Source organism: Streptomyces sp. NPDC057623 (assembly GCF_042800355.1).
Taxonomy (GTDB): domain Bacteria; phylum Actinomycetota; class Actinomycetes; order Streptomycetales; family Streptomycetaceae; genus Streptomyces.
Map to the genome: position 1 here is coordinate 41407 of NZ_JBHVGZ010000042.1, position 21339 is coordinate 62745.

Annotated in this window: 7 protein-coding genes and 1 pseudogene; 5 read left to right on the forward strand and 3 right to left on the reverse strand. The window is 73.7% G+C overall.

What is annotated here, in order from left to right:
- Positions 1-6: 6 nt before the first annotated feature.
- The gene (locus ACFU95_RS32715) at positions 7-963 is read left to right on the forward strand and encodes an MvdC/MvdD family ATP grasp protein (protein WP_383835050.1); all 957 of its coding nucleotides are present in this window, start codon (positions 7-9) and stop codon (positions 961-963) included.
- A 1-nt stretch (position 964) separates the two neighbouring features.
- Here ACFU95_RS32715 and ACFU95_RS32720 read toward each other — a convergent pair whose 3' ends face one another.
- The 3 genes and pseudogenes from ACFU95_RS32720 to pdhA all read right to left on the reverse strand — a co-directional run bounded on the left by ACFU95_RS32720 (position 965) and on the right by pdhA (position 4097).
- Complete coding sequence (locus ACFU95_RS32720; RefSeq protein ID WP_383835120.1) at positions 965-1906, reverse strand: dihydrolipoamide acetyltransferase family protein; 942 nt, start codon at positions 1904-1906, stop codon at positions 965-967.
- 99 nt (positions 1907-2005) lie between these two features.
- A pseudogene (locus tag ACFU95_RS32725) lies at positions 2006-2983 on the reverse strand (alpha-ketoacid dehydrogenase subunit beta); the annotation flags it as partial.
- 1 nt (position 2984) lies between these two features.
- Positions 2985-4097, reverse strand: coding sequence for a pyruvate dehydrogenase (acetyl-transferring) E1 component subunit alpha (gene pdhA, locus ACFU95_RS32730; protein ID WP_383835053.1), 1113 nt, complete (start codon positions 4095-4097; stop codon positions 2985-2987).
- Positions 4098-4349: 252 nt separating this feature from the next.
- Here pdhA and ACFU95_RS32735 point away from each other — a divergent pair, with 252 nt between their 5' ends.
- The 4 genes from ACFU95_RS32735 to ACFU95_RS32750 form a co-directional block, all read left to right on the forward strand.
- A complete protein-coding gene (locus ACFU95_RS32735; protein ID WP_383835056.1) occupies positions 4350-5645 on the forward strand; it encodes a cysteate synthase in 1296 nt (431 codons plus the stop codon).
- Entirely contained in the window at positions 5642-13324 is a 7683-nt protein-coding gene (locus tag ACFU95_RS32740; RefSeq protein ID WP_383835059.1) for an amino acid adenylation domain-containing protein, read from the forward strand. Before ACFU95_RS32735 ends, ACFU95_RS32740 begins: the two co-directional genes overlap by 4 nt.
- A 6-nt stretch (positions 13325-13330) precedes the next feature.
- Positions 13331-21001 (forward strand): amino acid adenylation domain-containing protein, encoded by a 7671-nt coding sequence (locus ACFU95_RS32745; protein ID WP_383835062.1) that lies wholly within the window; start codon positions 13331-13333, stop codon positions 20999-21001.
- Between the two features lie 25 nt (positions 21002-21026).
- A partial coding sequence (locus ACFU95_RS32750) for a condensation domain-containing protein (RefSeq protein ID WP_383835065.1) occupies positions 21027-21339 on the forward strand: 313 nt, incomplete at its 3' end.

The window sequence follows — 21339 nt, forward strand, 5'->3', positions numbered from 1 at the left end:
GCGCGCATGACCGTACTGATCCTCACGTCCGAGGAGGACGTGACCGCCGACATGGTGGTGGCCGAGTTGCACGGGACGGGAACGCCCGTGATGCGACTGGATCCCGCCGACCTGCCGGGCAAGGCCGTGCTGTCCGCCGACTACGCCCACGGCGACTTCGACGGGCACCTGTCGGTCAACGGGCATGTGCTCAGCATGGGCGGACTGCGCTCCATCTGGGTACGCAGGCCCGGTGAACCGGCCGCGCACGCGGCCGACCCCTCACCGTGGCTGACCTCCGAGACCCGGCAGGCGCTGTACGGGATGCTCCACTCCGCCGCCGCACGGTGGATGAACCATCCCCGCAACGCCGACCAGGCCCGGCTGAAACCCTGGCAGCTGAGAGTCGCCCACCTCAGCGGCTTCGCCGTGCCGCCGACGGTCTTCACCACGGCACCCCGGCTGGCCCGGGAGTTCGCCGAGGAGTACCGGGACGTGGTCGTGAAGTCCGCCTCGGGGCCGCCGCCCGGTGACCCCGTGCTGAACCTGCCCACCACCCTCATCGGCCCCGACGCCGACTTCGGCGCCGTCGCCGCCGGGCCGGCACTGCTCCAGAAATACGTCCCCAAGCGGGCCGACATCCGTCTGACCTGCGTCGGGTCCGGGCTGTTCGCCGCGCGGAAGACCGCCGGACCCGACCAGGTCGACGGACGCTACGGGGACACCGGACACGGCTGGGAGCCGGTCCCGGTCCCCGGGCGCATCGGCAAGTCGGTGCACGAGTACGTCGCTCTGGCCGGACTGGCGTACGCCGCCTTCGACTTCGCCGAGGACGAGGACGGCATCTGGTGGTTCCTGGAGTGCAACCAGGGCGGCCAGTTCGGCTTCGTCGAGCTGGAGACCGGGCAGCCGATCGCGGCGGCGGTCGCCCGGTGGCTGGCACAGCGGGGACCGGAGCGCCGCACGTCCGACGGGCGGGGGTGACTCAGGTACCGGAGTCACCCGTGAGGTGGTCGGTGACACGGCGCAGGAATCCCGCCGCGGTGCCGCCGTCGCACACCCGGTGGTCGAAGGTGAGCGAGAGCGTGACGATCTTGCGCACCTCCACCTGGCCGTTCACCGCCCAGGGACGGTCGGTGACACGCCCGACGCCGAGCATCGCGGACTGGGGGTGGTTGAGGATCGGTGTGGCGCCGTCGACGTCGAGGGGGCCGTAGTTGTTCAGGGTGAAGGTGCCGCCGGTCCGGTGCTCCAGAGGGAGGGCGTCCTCGCGGGCGAGGCCGGTCAGCCGGCCCATCTCGGCCGCGAGTTCGTCGAGGCCGAGGCGGTGCGCGTCCCGGACCACGGGAACGACGAGACCGCGGGCGGTCTGCGCGGCGAAGCCGAGGTGCACCTCGGACAGGCGCACGATCTCCCCGCGGCCCGTGTCGACCCGGGAGTTGAGAGCGGGGAAGGCGGCGAGCCCGGCCAGACAGGCCCGCGCGAGCAGGGGCAGGAGGCCGGTGCCGACAGTGGTGCGGGCGGCGAGGAGGTGGGTGGCGTCGGCGTCCGCCCAGATGGTGACCGCGGGTGTCTCGCGGTGAGCGCGGAGGTATTTGGCGGCGGTGGTGTCGAGCGGCGTGCGGGTGTCCGGGTCCGACGGGCGGGGCCCGGCGAACGCCCGCGGGGTCGGCCGCGAGGACCGGCGCGCGCCGTCGGTCCCGTAGCCGGTGAGCACAGCCCCGGAACCCGGTTCCTGCGACGCGGTGTCCGCCACCGTCAGCAACGGCGTTCCCACCCGCACGACCTCACCCGCCCGGCAGTGCAGGGCGGTGACCGTCCCGGCGTACGGACTCGGCAGCGTCACCACCGACTTGGCGGTCTCCACCTCGGCCACGACCTGGTCCTGCTCGACAGTGTCGCCCACCGCGACCGTCCACTCCAGCACCTCGGCATCCGCCAGCCCCTCGCCCAGATCGGGCAGACAGAAGGTCCGGCCGTCCGACTCGGAGGAACCGGAGGCGACTTGACGCGGGCGCCGCCCGGCTGCCTCCGGCAGCAGCCGCCGCAGCGCCTCCAGCACCCGCCCGGTGCCCGGCAGATGCGCGCCCTCCAGCAGCGGGGGCGGATACGGGATGTCGAACCCGGTGACCCGCAGCACCGGCGCGACCAGCGCGTCGAAGCACCGTTCCTGCACCCGCGCCGCGATCTCGGCGCCGACCCCGGCGAAGCCCTGCGCCTCGTGCACCACCAGGCAGCGGCCCGTGCGGCGGACCGACGCGGTGAGCGTACGGTCGTCCAGCGGCACGAGGCTGCGCAGGTCCAGCACCTCCACGTCCAGGCCCTCGGCCGCTGCCTCCCGGGCCGCCTCCAGGGCGACGGCGACCGACGGTCCGTACGCCACCACCGTCGCGTCGGTTCCGGACCGGCGTACCGCTGCGGTGCCGAACGGCTCGGTGCGCGCGGGGAGCCGGACCGCTTCCCTGGTCCAGTAGTGGCGCTTCGGCTCCAGGAAGATCACCGGGTCCGGGTCGTCTATCGCCTCACGCAGCAGGGAGTAGGCGTCCGCGGCCGTCGCCGGCGTCACCACCTTCAGACCGGCCGTGTGCGCGTAGTACGCCTCGCTGGAGTCGCTGTGGTGCTCCACACCGCCGATGCCGCCGCCGTACGGGATGCGGACGACCAGGGGCAGCGGGAGCACTCCCCGCGTGCGGTTGCGCATCTTGGCCATGTGGGAGGCGATCTGCTCGAACGCCGGGTAGGCGAACGCGTCGAACTGCATCTCCACCACCGGCCGGAACCCGGCCATCGCCATCCCGACCGCCAACCCCGCGATGCCGGCCTCGCTGACCGGGGTGTCGAAGCAGCGCCGGTCGCCGAACTCCTCGGTGAGCCCGTCGGTCACCCGGAAGACTCCGCCGAGGCGGCCGACGTCCTCGCCGAAGACGACGACGCGTTCGTCCGCGCCGAGCGCGTCCCGCAGGGCGGTGTTGAGGGCCTGCGCCATCGCCACACTCGTCGTCATGTCAGCGTTCCTCCAACTCGGCCCGCAGGGCGGCGCGTTGCTCCGTCAGGTGCGGGGGCGGCTCGGCGAAGACGTGGTCGAACAGGGTCCGGGGGTCGGTCTCGGGATCCGCGGTGAGCCGTGCGCGCAGGTCGGCCGCGTACGCCTGCGCCTGCGCGGTCGCGGCTTCGGCGTCCTCGGGGGTCAGCACGCCGCGCTCGCGCAGGGCGGACTCCAGGCGGGTGACGGGATCGCGTCGGCGCCAGTGCTCGGCCTCCTCCGCCGGGCGGTAGCGGGACGGGTCGTCGGCGCTGGTGTGCGGGCCCAGGCGGTAGGTGTGTGCCTCGACCAGCCACGGTCCGCCGCCCGCCCGCGCGTCCTCGACCGCCGTACTCAGTACGGCGAGGACGGCCGCGGCGTCGTTGCCGTCCACCTGTTCCGAACGGACGCCGTAGCCGATTCCCTTGTACGCCAGGCCCGGTGCCGCGCACTGGGCGGACAGCGGGACGGAGATGGCGTACCGGTTGTTCTGCACGAGGAAGACCACCGGCGCGCGCAGCACACCCGCCAGGTTGAGCGCCTCGTGGAAGTCGCCCTCGCTGGTGGCGCCGTCGCCGACGAGCGCGAGGGCGACGGTGTCCGTGCCCTTCAGCCGCTCCGCGTGGGCCAGTCCGGTGGCGTGCGCGGCGTGGGTGGCGAGCGGGGTGCACTGCGGCGCGGTGCGGTGGTGCAGCGGGTCGTAGCCGCAGTGGGCGTCGCCGCGCAGCAGCGTCAGCGCCTCGACCGGGTCGATCCCGCGGCTGATCAGCGCGACGCAGTCCCGGTAGGTGGGGAACAGCCAGTCCGTGTCGCGCAGCGCGAGCGCGGCGCCGATCTGGCAGGCCTCCTGACCGAGGCTGGACGGGTGGACCGCCAGCCTGCCCTGCCGGGCGAGCGCGGTCGCCTGCTCGTCGAAGCGGCGCCCGAGGACCATCTTCCGGTACGCCGTCAGCAGGGTCTCGGAGGATGGCTCCCGGTACCTCTCGTCCGCTGTTCTGCCTTGCGCGGTCAGAAGGGAAACCGGAACCTGGGACGGGAGCCAGGCAGAGAGCTCTACCCCATTTCCCGGAGTCGTATGCGTCGGCGTATGACCCATGTTTCCGCCACCCTTTCCTCACGGCTTGTGGCGTCTCGGATGATCTCCGCAGCGTGTGCTCTCCCAACTGTTCGGCAGATAAGGGCAAGTGAAGCGGAACTGAACACTCCGTCGTTCTCGGTAAGAAGTCGGTAAGCGCTTCCCATCCGTCAACCAGGCGTCGTGAAAAGGTAATTCGCATGTCGCCCGTCCTTCCTGAAGCGCCGGGTCAAATTGATCAGCGAAACGCGGCACTGCGGAAGGCAAGCGAACATGTCCGGAGTACGCCCGGGAACACGTCACTACACACTCGTCTGTTCCTCATGCGGAACCCGATACGAGGACGACGGCCTCGTCCTCGACTGCTCCCGTCGGCACGAACCGGCATTTCTGCGCACCGAGTACGAAAGAACCGGAACGCGCGTCGGTGAAAGTACCGGGCTGTTCCGGCACGCCCCGCTGCTGCCGGTGGCGCAGACGTTCCCCGAGGTGCCCGGCCCGGTCGTCCACCGCGCCGAACGCCTCGGCCGCCGTATCGGCCTCGACCGGCTCTGGGTCGCCTTCAACGGGTACTGGCCCGAGCGCGGGGCACAGCTGCCCACCTGCACGTTCAAGGACCTGGAGGCGTACACCGTGCTGGGCCGGCTGCCCGCCGAACCGCCCGTGCTGGTGATCCCCTCCGCCGGCAACACCGCCGCCGCCTTCGCCTGGGCCGCCACCCGGCACCGGGTGCCCTGTCTGCTCGTCGTGCCCGCCCCCGCCCTGGAGCGGATGCGGTTCCCCGCCCCGCTCGACCCCTGCGTCCGGCTCGTCGTCCTCGACGGCCCCGCCACCTACAGCGACGCCATCGCCTGCGCCGACCTCCTCGCACGACTCCCCGGCCACCACGCGGAGGGCGGCTGCCGCAACGTGGGTCGCCGCGACGGCCTCGGCACCGTCATGCTGGCCGCCGCCGAGGCGCTGGGCCGGCTGCCGGACACATACGTCCAGGCCGTCGGCAGCGGCACCGGGGCCATCGGCGCCCACGAGGCGGCACGCCGGGTCCGCGCGGACGGCGAGCCGCTGCCCCGCCTGCTGATGTGCCAGAACACCCCCTTCGCGCCGTTGTACGACGCCTGGCGCGGCGCGGCTTTGGCCCCGGCCCACCGCGAGCACGAGCCGCTGGCCCGTGAACTGACCAACCGCCGCCCGCCGTTCTCCCTCCGCGGCGGCGTCCGGGACGTGCTGGCCGAGAGCGGTGGCGCGATCCGATGTACCGACAACGAGTCCGCGCTCGCCGCCATGGCGCTTTTCGAGGAGGTCGAGGGCATCGACATCGAGCCCGGCGCCGGAGTCGCCCTCGCCGCTCTGGCCGAAGCGGTCCGGGCCGGCCGGGTCCGCCGTGACGAACTCGTGCTCCTCAACATCACCGGCGGCGGCCGCGCCCGCCAGGCCCGCGACCTCGCGCTGGTCCCCGCCGAACCCTGGCTGCGCGTCCCCTGGCCCGACCGCGACACCGGCCCCCTGACCGTCACCGCACAGGTGGAACGACTGCTCACCGGTGCCGTCGCCGGGGCGGAGGGCCGATGACCGGCGTACCGGACCTGGACCTGTCCGCCGCCCAGCGCTCCATGTGGTTCGGCCAGCGGCTCGATCCGGTGGGGCCCGCCTACAACGTGGGCGAGTACACCGAGATCCACGGCCCTGTCGACCCCCGGCACTTCCGGGCCGCGACACGGCAGGTGGTGGCCGCCACCGAGACGCTGCGCGTGCGCTTCGCGGCCGCCGACGACACCGTGCGCCAGTTCGTCGAGGCCGGGCCCGACCGGGACCTGCCCGTCGTCGACCTCGCGGACGAGCCCGACGCCATGGCAGCCGCCCAGGCATGGATGACCGCCGACTTCGGCACGCCGTTCGACCTCGACCGGTCCCCGCTCTTCCGGTACGCGCTGCTGAAGCTCGCCGACGCCCACTGGATCTGGTACCAGCGCTACCACCACATCGCCGTCGACGGCTACAGCTGCTCCCTGATCGCCGCGCGGGTCGCCGACGCCTACACCGCCCGCGTAGCCGGCATCCCGCACACCCCGCCTGCCGCGCCGCTCGCCCCACTCGTCGCCGCGGACGAGGCGTACCGGACCGGTGAACGGCACACCAAGGACCAGACGTACTGGACCGGCACTCTCGCCGACCGACCCGACGCCGTGGGCCTGTCCGCAGGCCCACCCCAGGTCGCCGCCCGCTTCCTGCGGCGAACGGGTCGTCTCCCCGAAGCGGCGGGGGACTTGGTGCACGCCGCCGCCGAGCGCGCCGGCACCCGCTGGTCGCGTGTCGTCCTCGCCGCGACCGCCGCCTATCTGCACCGGCTCACCGGAGCCCGCGACATCGTGCTGGGCCTCGCCGTCAGCGCCCGCGAGAGCGAGACGGAACTCGCCACCCCGGGCATGGCGTCCAACGTGCTCCCGCTGCGATTGTCCGTACGGCCCGACACGGCGGCCTTCGACCTCGTACGCCGGACCGCGACGGCCACCCGGGACCTGCTGGCCCACCAGCGGCTGCGGGGCGAGGACCTGCGACGGGAACTGGACTGGCCGCAGGGCGGGCGGCGGTTCTTCGGGCCGGTCGTCAACATCATGGCGTTCGGGCCCGAGTTGCGCTTCGCCGGGCACCCGACCACCCGCCACAACCTCTCCACGGGGCCGATCGAGGACCTCGCCTTCAACGTGTACGACCGCGCGGACGGCCGCGGCATCCGCGTCGACCTCGACGCGAGCCCCGAGCTCTACACGGACGCCGAACTCACCGCACATCACCGGCGGTTCACGCACTTCGTGGAGCGGTTCGCCGGTGCCGCGCTCGGCCCCGGCACCCCGGTCGGCCGCGTCGAGACGGCCCTCGCGGGGGAGCACTCACGACTCGTCGGCGCAGACCCGGGCCGGGGTGAGGCGAGCGTGCCCGCCCTGTTCGCGGCTCGCGTAGCCGCGGACCCGACGGGCGTGGCGCTGCGATCGGACCTCGCCCACGGCGAACGCGACATCGGTTACGGCGAGTTGAACGCCCGCGCCAACCGGCTCGCCCACCGGCTGATCGCCCTGGGTGTCCGCCCGGAGGACCGCGTGGCGGTGCTGATGCGCCGCTCGGACCACCTGGTCCTCGCACTGCTCGCCGTACTCAAGGCGGGCGGTGCGTACGTCGGCCTCGACCCGCGGGCCCCGGGTGCCCGCACCCGACGGATCCTCGCCGAGACGCGTGCCGCGATCCTGCTGACCGAGGCGGAGTCCGAGCCGACCGAGGAGACCTGCGACGGCCCCGTCGTCGTCATCGTCCCCGACGCGTCGCTCGCCACCGAACCGGACACCGACCCGGACATAGCGCTGCACCCCGCCCAACTGGCCTACATCAGCTACACATCCGGCTCCACCGGCACCCCGAAGGGCGTCGCCGTCACCCACCGCGACATCACCGCCCTCGCCACCGACGCGGCGTTCGAGGGCGGCGCCCACGCGCGCGTGCCGCTGCACTCGCCGACCGCCTTCGACGCGTCCACCTACGAACTGTGGGTGCCGCTGCTGACCGGCGGCACCGTCGTGGTCGCCGACCCGGACGAGGAGATGGACGCCGCGGCCGTGGCGCGTCTGACGAAACGGCACGGACTGACCGCGCTGTGGCTCACGGCCGGACTCTTCCGGCTCGCCGCGGAGGAGGCCCCGGGCTGCTTCACGGGACTGCGCCAGGTGTGGACGGGCGGCGAGGCGGTCCCTGCCGCCGCCGTGCGCCGGGTCCTGGACGCCTGCCCGGGGCTGACCGTCACCGACGGCTACGGCCCGACCGAGACGACCACCTTCGCCACCTACCGCCCCTGCCCGCCGGGTGCCCCCGTGCCCGACCCGCTGCCCATCGGCCGCCCGCTGGACGGCATGCGCGCCCACGTCCTCGACGGCACCCTCCAGCCCGTCCCCACGGGCACGGTGGGGGAGCTGTACGTCGCCGGCCCAGGTGTCGCCCGCGGCTATCTGAACCGCCCTGACGCGACCGCCGAGCGCTTCGTCGCCGACCCCTTCGGCCCGCCCGGCGCCCGTATGTACCGCACCGGCGACCGCGTCCGCGTCACGCCCGACGGCGAACTCGCCTTCCTCGGCCGCGCCGACGGGCAGATCAAGCTGCGCGGCTTCCGCATCGAGCCCGGCGAGATCGAGGCGGCCCTGGCCGGCCACCCTGGGGTCGCCCAGGCGGTCGCCGTCGTTCGAGCGGACCCGCCCGGCGACCGGCGCCTGGTGGCCTACGCCGTCCCCGCCGAGGGCGCGGCACCGGCACCGGACGCCCTGCGCGACCACCTCGCCGCCCGACTGCCCGACTACATGGTGCCGTCGGCGCTCGTCGTCCTGGACCGGCTGCCGCTGACGGCCAACGGCAAGCTCGACCGGGCCGCACTGCCGGTCCCGCCGACCGTGACCGCGGGGTCGGCAGCCGCGCGCGGTGCCGCCGCGCGTACGCCGTACGAAGCTGTCCTGTGCGGCCTGTTCGCCGATGTGCTCGGCCTGCCCGAAGTGGGGGCCGGCGACGGCTTCTTCGCCCTCGGCGGCCATTCGCTGCTCGCGCTGCGGCTCCTCGGCCGTGTCCGCGCCGCGCTCGGCGCCGAGCTGACCCTGCGCGACGTGTTCCGGGCACCCACGCCCGCCGGGCTCGCCCGGCTGATAGGCACGGCAACGGCCCTGCGGCCACGGCCCGGTCCCCGGAGCACGGCACAGGGCGAGGCCCCGCTGTCCTCCGCCCAGCGACGGCTGTGGTTCCTGCACCGGCTGGAAGGACCCGGCGCCGCCTACAACATCCCCCTCGCCGTACGGCTGACCGGCGGTCCGCTCGATGCGGACGCGCTGCGCGCCGCGCTCGCCGATCTGGTCGCCCGGCACGAGATCCTGCGCACCGTGTACCCGGAGGCGGACGGGCTGCCCCGCCAGCGGGTGCTGGAGGCCGTACGACCCGAGCTCGGGACCGACGCCGTCGCCGAGCTCGAACTCCCGGGGGTATTGCGGAAGTTGGCCTTGCCTGGTTTCCGGATCGCCCAAGAGATCCCGCTTCGCGCGCACCTCCTCGTCCTCGGCCCCGAGGACCATGTACTCCTCCTCGTGCTGCACCACATCGCCGCGGACGGCTGGTCCCTGGAGCCCCTGGCCCGGGACCTGGCGACCGCCTACCGGGCCCGGGTCGCGGGGCGTGAGCCGGACTGGCGGCCGCTGCCCCTCCAGTACGCCGACTACGGCACCTGGCAGCAGGACGTCCTGGGCCACGACCAGGACCGTCAGCTCGCCCACTGGCGTGAGGCGCTCACCGGACTCCCCGACGAACTGGCCCTCCCCGTCGACCGCCCGCGTCCGGCCCGCGCCACCCACCGGGGCGGCGACATCCCGGTGCGTCTCGACGCCGACCTGCACCGGCGCCTGCGCGAGCTGGCCACCGCGACCGGAACGACGGTGTTCATGGCCGTGCAGGCAGGGCTCGCCGCCCTGCTCACCCGCCTCGGCGCGGGCACCGACATCCCGCTCGGCACCCCGGTCGCGGGACGGGCCGACGAGACGCTCGACGACCTGGTCGGCTGCTTCCTCAACAACCTGGTGCTGCGCACCGACACCTCCGGCGACCCGGCTTTCCGGGAACTGCTGGACCGGGTACGGGAGACCGATCTCGCGGCCTACGCCCACCAGGACCTGCCGTTCGAGCAGTTGGTGGAGGCCCTCAACCCGCCGCGCTCACTCGCCCGGCACCCGCTGTTCCAGGTGATGCTCGCCTTCCGGCCGACCGCCGAACCGGGCCTCGACCTCCCGGATCTGCGGGCGCGGACCCTGCCGGTGGAGACCGGAGCGACGAAGATCGACCTGACCTTCAACCTGGGCGAGCGGCGCACGGCCGACGGATCTCCGGACGGCATCGACGGCGTGCTGCAGTACAGCGCCGACCTCTTCGACCGCCGTACGGCCGAGGAACTGGCCGCCCGTCTGGAACGGCTGCTGCGGGCCGCCGTCGACGACCCGGACCGGGCGATCGGCGCGCTCGACGTCCTCGCGGACGGCGAACGGCACCGGCTGCTCGTCGAGTTCAACGACACGGCGCGGGAGATCCCGGACACCACCTTCCCCCGGATGTTCGAGACGTGGGTTGCCCGTACACCGGATGCGGTGGCGGTCGAGGACGCGGCCGTGGAGCTGACGTACCGTCAATTGGCGGCACGTGCCGATCGGTTGGCGCGTGTACTGGTCTCGTACGGCGCCGGTCCCGGTCGAGTCGTCGCCTTCTCGCTGCCCCGTTCGGTCGACCTCGCGGTCGCCGTACTGGCCGTCCTCAAGGCCGGCGCCGCCTATCTGCCCCTGGACCCCGAGCACCCGGCCGAGCGCACCGCCTACCTGCTCGCCGACGCGGCCCCGGTGTGCCTGATCAGCCGGGACGGGGGGCACTGGCTGGACGGTCCCGTCGTATCCCCCGACGCCGTACCGGAGGGCACCGACAACGTGCCCCTTGTCGACGTGCGACCCGCGGATCCCGCCTACCTGATCTACACCTCCGGCACCACCGGACGCCCCAAGGGGGTCGTCGTCGAGCACCGCAACCTCACCACCTACGTGGCCCGGTGCGTCGAGGCGTACCCGAGTCTGCGGGGTGCCTCACTCCTGCACGCCGCCATGTCGTTCGACGCGACCGTGACCACCCTGCACGGGGCGCTCGCGGCGGGCGGTCGCGTGCACATCGCCGCCTTCCACGAGGCCGGTGCCGCGCCGCTGCCCGGCGGCTACGGCTTCCTCAAGGCCACACCCAGCCACCTCCCGCTGCTGCACGCGCTCCCGCACGACCTGTCGCCCGGCGAGGAGTTCATGCTCGGCGGCGAGGCACTGGTGGGAGAGGCTCTGCGCGAGTGGCGACACGCGCACCCGCACGTCCGGCTGATCAACCACTACGGCCCCACCGAACTCACCGTCGGCTGCACCGACCACCGCATCGAACCCCAGGACGACCTCCCGACGGGCCCCGTGCCGATCGGCCGGCCCATGTGGAACACCCGCGCCTATGTGCTGGACACACGCCTGAACCCCGTACCAGTGGGCGTCGAGGGCGAGTTGTATGTGGCCGGCGACCATGTGGCGCGCGGCTACTGGAACCGTCCGGGCCTGACCGCCGAGCGGTTCGTCGCCGACCCCTTCGGCCCGGCCGAGACCGGCGAGCGGATGTACCGCACCGGCGACCTCGCCGTACGCCGCCCCGACGGCACCCTGGAGCTGCGGGGACGGGCGGACGGACAGCTCAAGATCCGGGGGCTGCGGATCGAGCCGGGGGAGATCGAGGGCGTACTGACCGCCCATCCGGCCGTCGTCCAGGCCGTGGTGCTCGTCCGCGAGGACGCGGGTGGCGTCCGGAGACTCGTCGGGTACGTCGTCGGAGCCGGCGAGGCCGACCTCCCGGCCGTCAGCGCCCACTGCGCCCGGCACCTGCCCGCCCACATGGTGCCCGAGGCGCTGGTGCCGCTGGACGTCCTTCCGATGACGGGCAACGGCAAGCTGGACCGCGCGGCCCTGCCCGAGCCCGCCAGGGGGGCGATGTCGGCGGGTAGGGGGCGGGTGTCGCGCACCGTCGAGGAGAAGACGCTCCAGGAGATCTTCGCCGAGGTCCTCGGGGTGGCGGACGTGGGCGTCGAGGAGGGCTTCTTCGACCTCGGTGGCGACAGCATCACTTCGATCCATCTGGTGAGCCGTGCGCTCGCCGCGGGGTTGCGCCTGACTCCGCGCGATGTGTTCGAGCAGCGGACCGTGGCCGCGCTCGCCGCGCTGGCGGCGACCCGACCCGCGCCCGGCAGCCCGTCCCCGGACCGGGAACCGGCGATCGGGAAGCTGCCCCTCACCCCGGCCCTGCACCGGTTGCGGGAACGCGGCGGTCCGATCGCCTCGTTCAGCCAGTCCGTCCTGCTCGTCACGCCCGCCGACGCCGACGAGCAGCGTCTGACGCGCGCGCTCCAGGCCCTGGTGGACCGTCACGACGCCCTGCGGATGCGGCTGAGCACCGACGACTGGAGGGCCGAGATCACGCCGCCGGGAAGCGTCGACGCGGGCGAGCTGCTGGAACGGGTGCCTCCGTCCGCCGCTGTGCCTGTTCCTGGGACCGACACCCCTGATGGCGCCGTTCATCAACTGGACCCGGCTGAGGGCAGGTTGCTGCGAGCCGTGTGGTTCGACGCCGGACCCGGCCGTCCGGGACGCCTGCTGCTGACGATCCATCACCTTGCCGTGGACGGTGTCTCCTGGAACATCCTCCGCACCGACCTGGCAGCGGCCTGGCGCGCGCAGGAGGCGCCTTCGCCCGGTACGTCCCTCCGGCAGTGGACCCTCCTGCTGGAGCGCGAGGCGCGAGGACGGGCCGTCGAACTCGACCTATGGCAGCGGATGTTGGAGAACCCGAACCCCCTCGACAGAGGACGGCTCCTCGGTACCCGACGCCCCGACCCGGAGCTGGACACGGTCGGCGCCATGCGCCACCTCACCCGGGAGCTTCCCGCCGACGTCACCACCGACCTGCTCACCACCGTCCCGGCCGCCTTCCACGCGGGCCCCGAGGACGTCCTCCTCGCCGCGCTGACCGCCGCCTTCGCCCGCCGCACGAGCCGTCGGGGCATCCTGCTCGACATCGAGCGGCACGGCCGCGAGGAGATCGCCGACGGCGTGGACCTGTCCCGCACGGTGGGGTGGTTCACCAGCGTCGTGCCCGCCCGGCTCGACCTCACCGAGGTGGACCTCGACGATCGGGCCCAGGTCCTGAAGACCGTCAAGGAGCAGCTGCGGTCCGTACCCGACCACGGGATCGGACACGGACTGCTCCGGCACCTCAACCCCGACACCGGCCCGGTCCTGGCCGCGCTCCCGGCGCCCGAGATCGGCTTCAACTACCTGGGGCGTACGACCCGGGAGGCGGGCGCCGACTGGGCGGTGGCCCCCGAGACGCCCCCCGGTCTGGGCGCGGCCCACGACCCCGCCCTGCCCGTCGCCCACGGCCTGGAGATCACCGCCGTGACCACTGGCGACGGCAGGCTCACCGCCACCTGGTCCTGGGCCCCCGGCATCTGGTCCGAGGGCGACGTCCGCGCCCTCGCCGACCTGTGGTGCGCGGAACTGGCCGCCCAGGCCGACGGTCGTCCGACGGGCGGGCACACCCCGTCCGACCTGCCCCTGGTGGCGCTGTCCCAAGCAGAGATCGACGAACTCGAAACCGAGTTCGGAAGCGAGTGGAGGTAACTCACGGTGACGCGGTCCGCAATCGCCGACATCCTGCCCCTGTCGCCGCTGCAGGAAGGCCTGCTCTTCCACGCGCTGTACGACGACGAGCACGCACCCGACGTGTACGCCGCCCAGCAGATCCTGGAGCTGACCGGCCCGGTCGACCCGGCCGTCGTCCGCGCCGCGGGGCAGGCCCTGCTCGACCGGCACCCCAACCTGCGCGCCTGCTTCCGCCGCCGGGAGACCGGGGCGCCCGTGCAGATCGTCCCCACCGACGTCGAACTGCCCTGGGCGGAGGCAGACCTGTCGGTGCTCGGTGAGGACGAGCGGGACAAGGAGTGGGAGCGGCTGCTGGACGAAGAGCGCACCCGCCGTTTCGACCTGGCGAAGCCCCCGCTCATCCGGTACCTGCTGGTGCGCTTCGCTCCCGACCGGTACCGCCTCGTCGTCACCAACCACCACATCCTGCTCGACGGCTGGTCGAAGCAACTGCTCGTGCGCGAGTTCGGCGCCCTGTACGCGGGTGAGCACCCGACCTCCCTGCCTCCGGCGCCCGCCTACCGTGACTACCTCGCCTGGCTGTCCCGGCAGGACCGGGACGCGGCGGAGACGGCCTGGCGTGACGCGCTGGACGGGGTGTCCGAGCCCGGCCTCCTCCCTCCCGCCGCGCCCACCCCGACCGTCGCCGATGCCGCGACCGCCGCGACCGTCCTGCCGGCCGAACTCGTCGTCGAACTCCCCGAAGAGCTGACCCGGGCCGCCGAGACCACGGCCCGTTCCCTCGGGATCACCCTCAACACCCTCGTCCAGGGCGCCTGGGGAGTGCTGCTGGGCCGCCTCACCGGTCGCACCGACGTCGTCTTCGGCCAGACCGTGTCCGTGCGCCCGCCCGAGCTGCCGAACATCGCCACCATGGTCGGCTTCTGCATCAACACCGTGGTGACGCGGGTGAGGTGGAGCGATGCCGGGACCGTCGCCGACCTCCTCACCGATCTCCAGCACCGGCAGACGGGTCTGCTCGCCCACCAGCACCTCGGCCTCGCCGACATCCGGCGGGTCACCCACGCCGGGGGTGAACTCTTCGACACCCTGCTCGCCTTCGAGAACCACCCGGGGGCATCGGACGGCGGCGCGGCCTCCCCGGTCACCCAGCTTCCCGGCCGCGATGCCACCCACTACCCGCTGACCCTCGCCGTCCTGCCCGCCCGACGCCTCGCCCTGCGGCTGTCGTACCGCCCCGACCTGTACGACGAGAGCGGCGCCCGCGCTCTGCTGGACCGGTTCGCCCTCGCCCTCGAAGCCCTGGCCACGGACCCGTTCCGGCGCCTCGGTGCGGTGGAGGTCCTGCTGCCGGGGGAGCGGGAGCGACTGCTCGGCGCGGCTCCGGCTCAAGCCCCGGTCGCGGCCGGCGACGCGAGGGAGGCCGCCACCCTGCCCGAGCTGTTCGCGCGCCAGGCCGCCCGCACCCCCGACGCCACCGCCGTGGTGCACGACGGCACCGGCCTCACCTACGCCGAACTCGACGCCCGCGCGCAGCGCCTGGCCCGGGTACTCGCCGCCCGGGGCGCGGGCCCGGAACGCCTGGTGGCCCTCGCGCTGCCCCGCTCCGCCGAACTGGTGGTGGCCATCCTCGCGGTGCTCAGGACCGGCGCCGCGTACCTGCCGATGGACCCCGAGTACCCGGCCGACCGGCTCGCCTTCATGCTGGCGGACTCGGCGCCGGTCCTGCTCCTGACGACCCGCGAGAGGGCCGCGCACCTGCCCGCCTCGGAAGTCCCGGTGCTCACACTCGACGAACCGCTTCCCGAAGCGCCCCCCGTCGCCGCGCACCTGACGGGCGATCACCTCGCCTACGTCATCTACACGTCCGGCTCCACGGGGCGGCCCAAGGGCGTCGCCGTACCGCACCGGAACGTGATCCGACTGTTCGAGTCGACCCGGCACTGGTTCGACTTCGGCGCCGATGACGTATGGACACTCTTCCACTCCTACGCCTTCGACTTCTCTGTCTGGGAACTGTGGGGAGCACTTCTGCACGGCGGCACGCTCGTGGTCGTGCCGTTCGAGGTGAGCCGCGAACCGGAGGCGTTCCTGCGGCTGCTGGCCCGCGAACGGGTCACGGTGCTGAACCAGACCCCGTCGGCGTTCGGGGAACTGCTGCGCGTCGGCGTCCCAGACGACCTGACGCTGCGGTACATCGTCTTCGGCGGTGAGGCCCTCGACCCCGCCCAGGTGGCCGACTGGTACACGCGGCACCCGCAGGACACCCCCGTCCTGGTCAACATGTACGGGATCACGGAGACCACCGTCCACGTCACCGGAGCGCCGCTCACGCCCGGCCGGCCGAGCGGGATCGGCCGGACCATTCCCGACCTGCGCGCCTACGTCCTCGACAGCGCCCTGCGTCTCGCGGCGCCGGGCGTGACCGGCGAGCTGTACGTGGCCGGTGCGGGCCTCGCCCGCGGCTATCTGGGCCGGCCGGGTCTGACGGCCGGGCGGTTCGTGGCGGACCCGTTCGGTGGCCCCGGTGAACGGATGTACCGCACGGGCGACCTGGCGCGCCGGTCGGCCGACGGTGAGCTGGAGTACGCGGGCCGGGCCGACGACCAGGTCAAGGTCCGCGGCTTCCGCATCGAACTCGGCGAGGTGGAGGCGGCGCTCGCCGGCCACCCCGAGGTCGCGCAGGCCGTCGCTCTCGTCCGGGACGGGCGGCTGGTCGCCTACGTCGTCGCCGACACCGCCCCCGACCCCGCGGCACTGCGCCGGCACATGGCCCGATCGCTGCCGGACCACATGGTGCCCTCGGCCGTCGTCGTCCTGGACCGGCTGCCGCTGACCGCCAACGGCAAGCTCGACCGCGCCGCCCTGCCCGCTCCCGCCGCGGCCTGCGGGACGGGAGCCGGGCGCGCCCCGCGCACCCCGCGGGAGGAGATCCTGTGCGGCCTGTTCGCCGACGTCCTCGGCCTCGACCCGCACCAGGTCGGCGCCGACGACGGCTTCTTCGCCCTCGGCGGTGACTCCCTGCTCGCCATGCGGCTGGCCGACCGGATCAGGGCCGCGCTCGGCACCTCCCTGCCCGTACGGGCCGTCTTCGAGACCCCGACCCCCGCCGGACTCGCGGCCCGTGCGGGCGACGCCCAGGACGCGCGGCGCCCCGAACTCGCCCACCGGGACCGGCGGCCCGACCCGCTGCCGCTGTCGTACGCCCAGCAGCGCCTGTGGTTCATGAGCCGCCTCGACGGCGGACACACCACCTACACCGTGCCATGGGCGCTGCGCGTCACCGGTCCGCTCGATCACGAGGCACTGGGGGCGGCCCTCGCCGACGTCGTGGTCCGCCACGAGCCGCTGCGCACGCGCTACCCGGACGTCCAGGGCACTCCGTACCAGCGGATCCTGCCCCCGGACGAGACACGGACGCCCCTGCCGGTCGTCCCCGCCACCGAGGCCGAACTCCCCGCCCTGCTCACCGGGGCGGCCGGACACCGCTTCGACCTCGCCACCGACCTCCCCCTGCGCGCGACCCTGTACCGCCTCGCACCCGACACCCACGTCCTGCTGCTCCTCGCCCACCACATCGCGGTGGACGGCTGGTCCATGGCACCGCTGATGCGCGACCTGGAGACGGCGTACGCGGCACGGCGCGCGGGCCACGCCCCACAGTGGCACCAACTGCACGTCGGCTACGCCGACTTCACCTGCTGGCAGCGTGAGCTGCTCGGCCCCGAGGGCACGCCCGACAGCCTGATGTCACGTCAGACGGAGTTCTGGAAGCGCTCGTTGAGCGGTGCTCCGCAGGAGCTGCCCCTCCCCGCCGACCGGCCCAGGCCCGCCGAACCCACCGGCCGGGGCGGCCGCGTCGCCCTCACCCTCGACGCCGACCTGCACGCCGGCCTCGCCGGCCTCGCCGCCTCCTCGCGGGTCACGCTGTTCATGGTGCTCCAGGCCGGGCTCGCCGCACTGCTGACCCGGCTCGGCTCCGGCACCGACATCCCCATCGGCACGCCCGTCGCGGGACGGACCGACGGCAGGCTCGACGACCTCGTCGGCTTCTTCGTCAACAGCCTCACCCTGCGTACCGACACCTCCGGCAACCCCACCTTCCGCGAACTCCTCAACCGCACCCGGGACTTCGACCTCGCCGCCTACGCCCACCAGGACGTGCCGTTCGACCTCCTCGTGGACGCGATCAGCCCCGAACGCTCCCTCGCCCGCCACCCCCTCTTCCAGGTCATGCTGGCCTTCACCGGCCACACCACCGAGCCCGCCCTCGCCCTGCCCGGCCTCCGCGTCGCCCGTGAGCCGGTCGAGACCGGTGCCGCCCGCTTCGACCTGTCCCTGTACCTCACCGAGCGCCGCCACGCCGACGGTTCCACGGCCGGCATCGACGGCGTCGCCGAGTACAGCACCGACCTGTTCGACCCCGGCACCGCCCAGCACCTAGTCCGCCGCCTCGTTCAGGTCCTGACGGCCGTCGCCGCGCACCCCGACCGGCGCCTGGGCGACATCGAACTGCTGGACGCCGGGGAACTGCGGCGCCTCGACGAGTGGAGCGCCGGACCGTCCGCGTCATCCACGGCGTCCCTGACCGAACTGTTCCGTCAGCAGGTACGCCGGACACCCGAAGCCCCCGCGCTCAACCAGCTCTCCTACGCCGAACTGGACCGGCGCGCCGAGCGGTTGGCCCGTCGACTCGCCGGGCGGGGCATCGGCGCGGGCGACGTGGTGGCGGTGCTGCTCCCGCGCTCAGTGGACCGGGTCGTCGCGATCCTGGCGGTGGCACTGACCGGTGCCGCGTTCCTGCCGGTGGACCCCGGACTGCCGCGTGAGCGCATCGACTTCATGATCGGCGACGCCCGGCCGGCGTATGTCCTCGACGACATCGCCCTGGACGGAGTACCGGGCGAGATCCCGGAGACGTACCACCCCGACCAGGCCGCGTACGTCATCTACACCTCCGGCTCGACGGGTGTGCCGAAGGGCGTCGTCGTCGGGAACCGGGGCCTCGCCGCCCTCGCACAGACCCAGATTGAACGCTTCGGCCTCGACGCGCGGTCCAGGGTGCTCCAGTTCTCCGCGCCCGGATTCGACGCCTCGGTGATGGAACTGCTGATGGCGTTCGCCTCGGGCGGGACACTGGTGGTCCCGGCCGAGACCGGCCCACTCGTCGGCGAACCGCTCAGGCGGACGCTGACGGACGAGTCGATCACCCACGCCCTGATCCCGCCCGCCGCCCTCGCGACGCTGCCCGCCTGCGACCTCCCCGAGCTGCGCACCCTGGTCGTCGGTGCCGAAGCGTGCCCGGGAGAGCTGGTCGCCCGCTGGTCGCCGGGCCGACGCATGGCCAACGCCTACGGTCCGACCGAGTCGACGGTGTGCGCCACGATCAGCGTGCCCCTCTCCGGCGACGAGGCGCCGTCCATCGGCCGTCCGGTCACCCGGACGCGCGCCCATGTGCTGGACGCCTGGCTGCGACCGGTCCCGCCGGGAGTGGTGGGCGAGTTGTATCTCGCGGGCGCCGGCGTGGCACGCGGCTATCTGGGCCGGCCGGGTCTGACGGCCGGACGGTTCGTGGCGGACCCGTTCGGTGGCCCCGGTGAACGGATGTACCGCACCGGCGACCTGGCGCGCTGGTCGGCCGACGGTGAGCTGGAGTACGCGGGCCGCTCCGACGACCAGGTCAAGGTCCGTGGCTTCCGCATCGAGCCGGGCGAGATCGAGGCCACGCTGGCCCGGCACCCGCAGGTCGGGCATGTCGCCGTCGTCGTACGGGAGGACGAGCCCGGAGAGCGACGCCTGGTCGCGTACGTCGTACCCGAAGCCCCCGCGTCGCCCCCGGATCCGGCGACGGTGCGGCAGCACGCCGAGAAGGGACTGCCCGACTACATGGTGCCCTCGGCCGTCGTCGTCCTGGACCGGCTGCCGCTGACCGCCAACGGCAAGCTCGACCGCAAGGCCCTGCCCCTGCCCGTCCACGCGGCGGCCGTGACCCCCACTGACGAGGTCGCCGCATCACCTGCCGAGCGGGTTCTCGCCGACCTCTTCCGTGATCTGCTGAAACTGTCGGAGGTTCCGTTCGACCGGGGCTTCTTCGCGCTGGGCGGGGACAGTATCTCGTCGATCCGGTTGGTGAGCCGGGCGGCTGAGGCGGGTGTGGTGATCAGCCCGCGGGACGTCTTCGAGCACCAGACCGTCAGCGGGCTCGCGGCGGTGGCGCGGGGGCCGGTGGGGGCGGCCGGCGCACAGGACGACGGCGTGGGGGCCCTGCCGCTCACGCCGGTGATGCGCTGGCTGCTGGAGCGCGGTGGGCCCGTCGGCCGGCTGAGCCAGTCCGTCCTGCTGACCGTCCCGGCCGGCGCCGAAACGGCGCGCATGACCGAGGCGTTGCAGGCGCTGATCGACCACCACGACATGCTGCGGTCCCGTCTCACCGCGTCCGGTGAACTCGACGTCGGCCCGGTCGGCCGCTTGCGCGCCGCCGATCTGCTCGACCGGCGCGACGTGCGCGACGGCGCCGACGGTGACCTCGACGCGGCGGTCAGGGAGGAGTTCGAACGGGCCGTCGGGCTGCTCGATCCGGCTGCCGGGACGATGGCGCGGGCGGTGTGGTTCGACCCCGGACCGGAGCGCGCCGGGCGCCTCCTGCTCGTCGTGCATCACCTGGCCGTGGACGGGGTGTCCTGGCGGATCCTCGTGCCCGACCTGGAGGCCGCGTGGTCGGCGCTCGCCGCGGGCCGGGTCCCGAAGCTGCCGCCGGTCGGCACGTCGTTCCGCCGCTGGTCCACGCTGCTCGCGGAAGAGGCGCGCAGGCCCGCCCGGGTCGCCGAGGCCGAACTGTGGCGCCGTGTGCTGGCCGCCCCGCGCACCCAGCTCGGCGCCCGCCCGCTCGACTCCGCCCGCGACACCGCCGAGACCACCCGCTCGCTGCGCCGCGTCCTGCCGCCCGAGGCGACGGCTCCGCTGCTCACCAGCGTCCCGTCCGCCTTCGGCACCGGCACCCAGGACGTCCTGCTCACCGGCCTCGCCCTGGCCGTCGCCGACCGCCAGGGCACCCCGCACGTCCTCGTCGACGTCGAGGGACACGGCCGTGAGGAACTCGCGCCCGGCCTCGACCTGTCCCGCACCGTCGGCTGGTTCACCTCCCTCTACCCGGTCCACCTCGACCTGGACGGCATCGACCTCCCCGACGCGCTCACCGCGGGGCCCGCCGCAGAGACGGCGGCCCGGCGCATCGGCGAGCGCCTGCGGGAACTGCCCGACCACGGCGCCGGGTTCGGCCTCCTGCGCCACCTCAACCCCGAGACGGCCCCCGGCCTCGCCGGGCACCCCGCCCCCGAGATCGGCTTCAACTACCTGGGCCGGTTCACCGCACCCGACCCCACGGGCGAGTGGACCTTCGCGCCCGAGTCGAACGCGCTCGGCGTCGGCGTCGACCCCGGCCTCGGTGCCGCGCACGCCCTCGACCTCAACGCCGTCGTCCAGGACTCCGGCGACGGGCCCCGGCTGGTGGCCGACTGGTCCTGGGCCGACGGGGTGCTGGCCGAGGCGGAGGTACGGGATCTGGCGGACGCCTGGTTCGTGGCGCTCGCCGCGCTGGCCGAGCGGGCCGCCCGCGCCGCGCGGGCCGTGCCACCGACCGACGACGAGCTCTCCCAGGACGAACTCGACGAACTCGCAGCGGGCCTCGACGGCTAGCCGGACCAGAAGGACAGCACAGCACATGACCACGCAGCCCGCGCAGATCGACGTACTGCCGCTGACCCCGCTCCAGGAAGGCCTGCTCTTCCACGCCCTGTACGAGCACGAGCGGGACGCCCGGGACGTCTATCTGGTCCAGCTGGTCTTCGAACTCGACGGCACCGTCGATGCCGACCGGCTGCGCGCCGCGGCCCAGGCCCTGCTGGACCGGCACCCCGCACTCCGGGCCGCCTTCCGGCGCCGGGGGGGTGGCCCGCCCGTGCCGGTCGTGTCATGTCGGGCCACCCTTCCATGGAACGAAGCCGAAATGACCGGCCCCAGTATCGACACCGAGC

Excerpts from the sequence above, each read along its gene's own strand:
- ACFU95_RS32740 (WP_383835059.1), top strand. The coding sequence starts at position 5,642 with ATGACCGGCGTACCGGACCTGGACCTGTCCGCCGCCCAGCGCTCCATG.
- pdhA (WP_383835053.1), bottom strand. The coding sequence starts at position 4,097 with ATGGGTCATACGCCGACGCATACGACTCCGGGAAATGGGGTAGAGCTC.
- ACFU95_RS32715 (WP_383835050.1), top strand. The coding sequence starts at position 7 with ATGACCGTACTGATCCTCACGTCCGAGGAGGACGTGACCGCCGACATG.
- ACFU95_RS32735 (WP_383835056.1), top strand. The coding sequence starts at position 4,350 with ATGTCCGGAGTACGCCCGGGAACACGTCACTACACACTCGTCTGTTCC.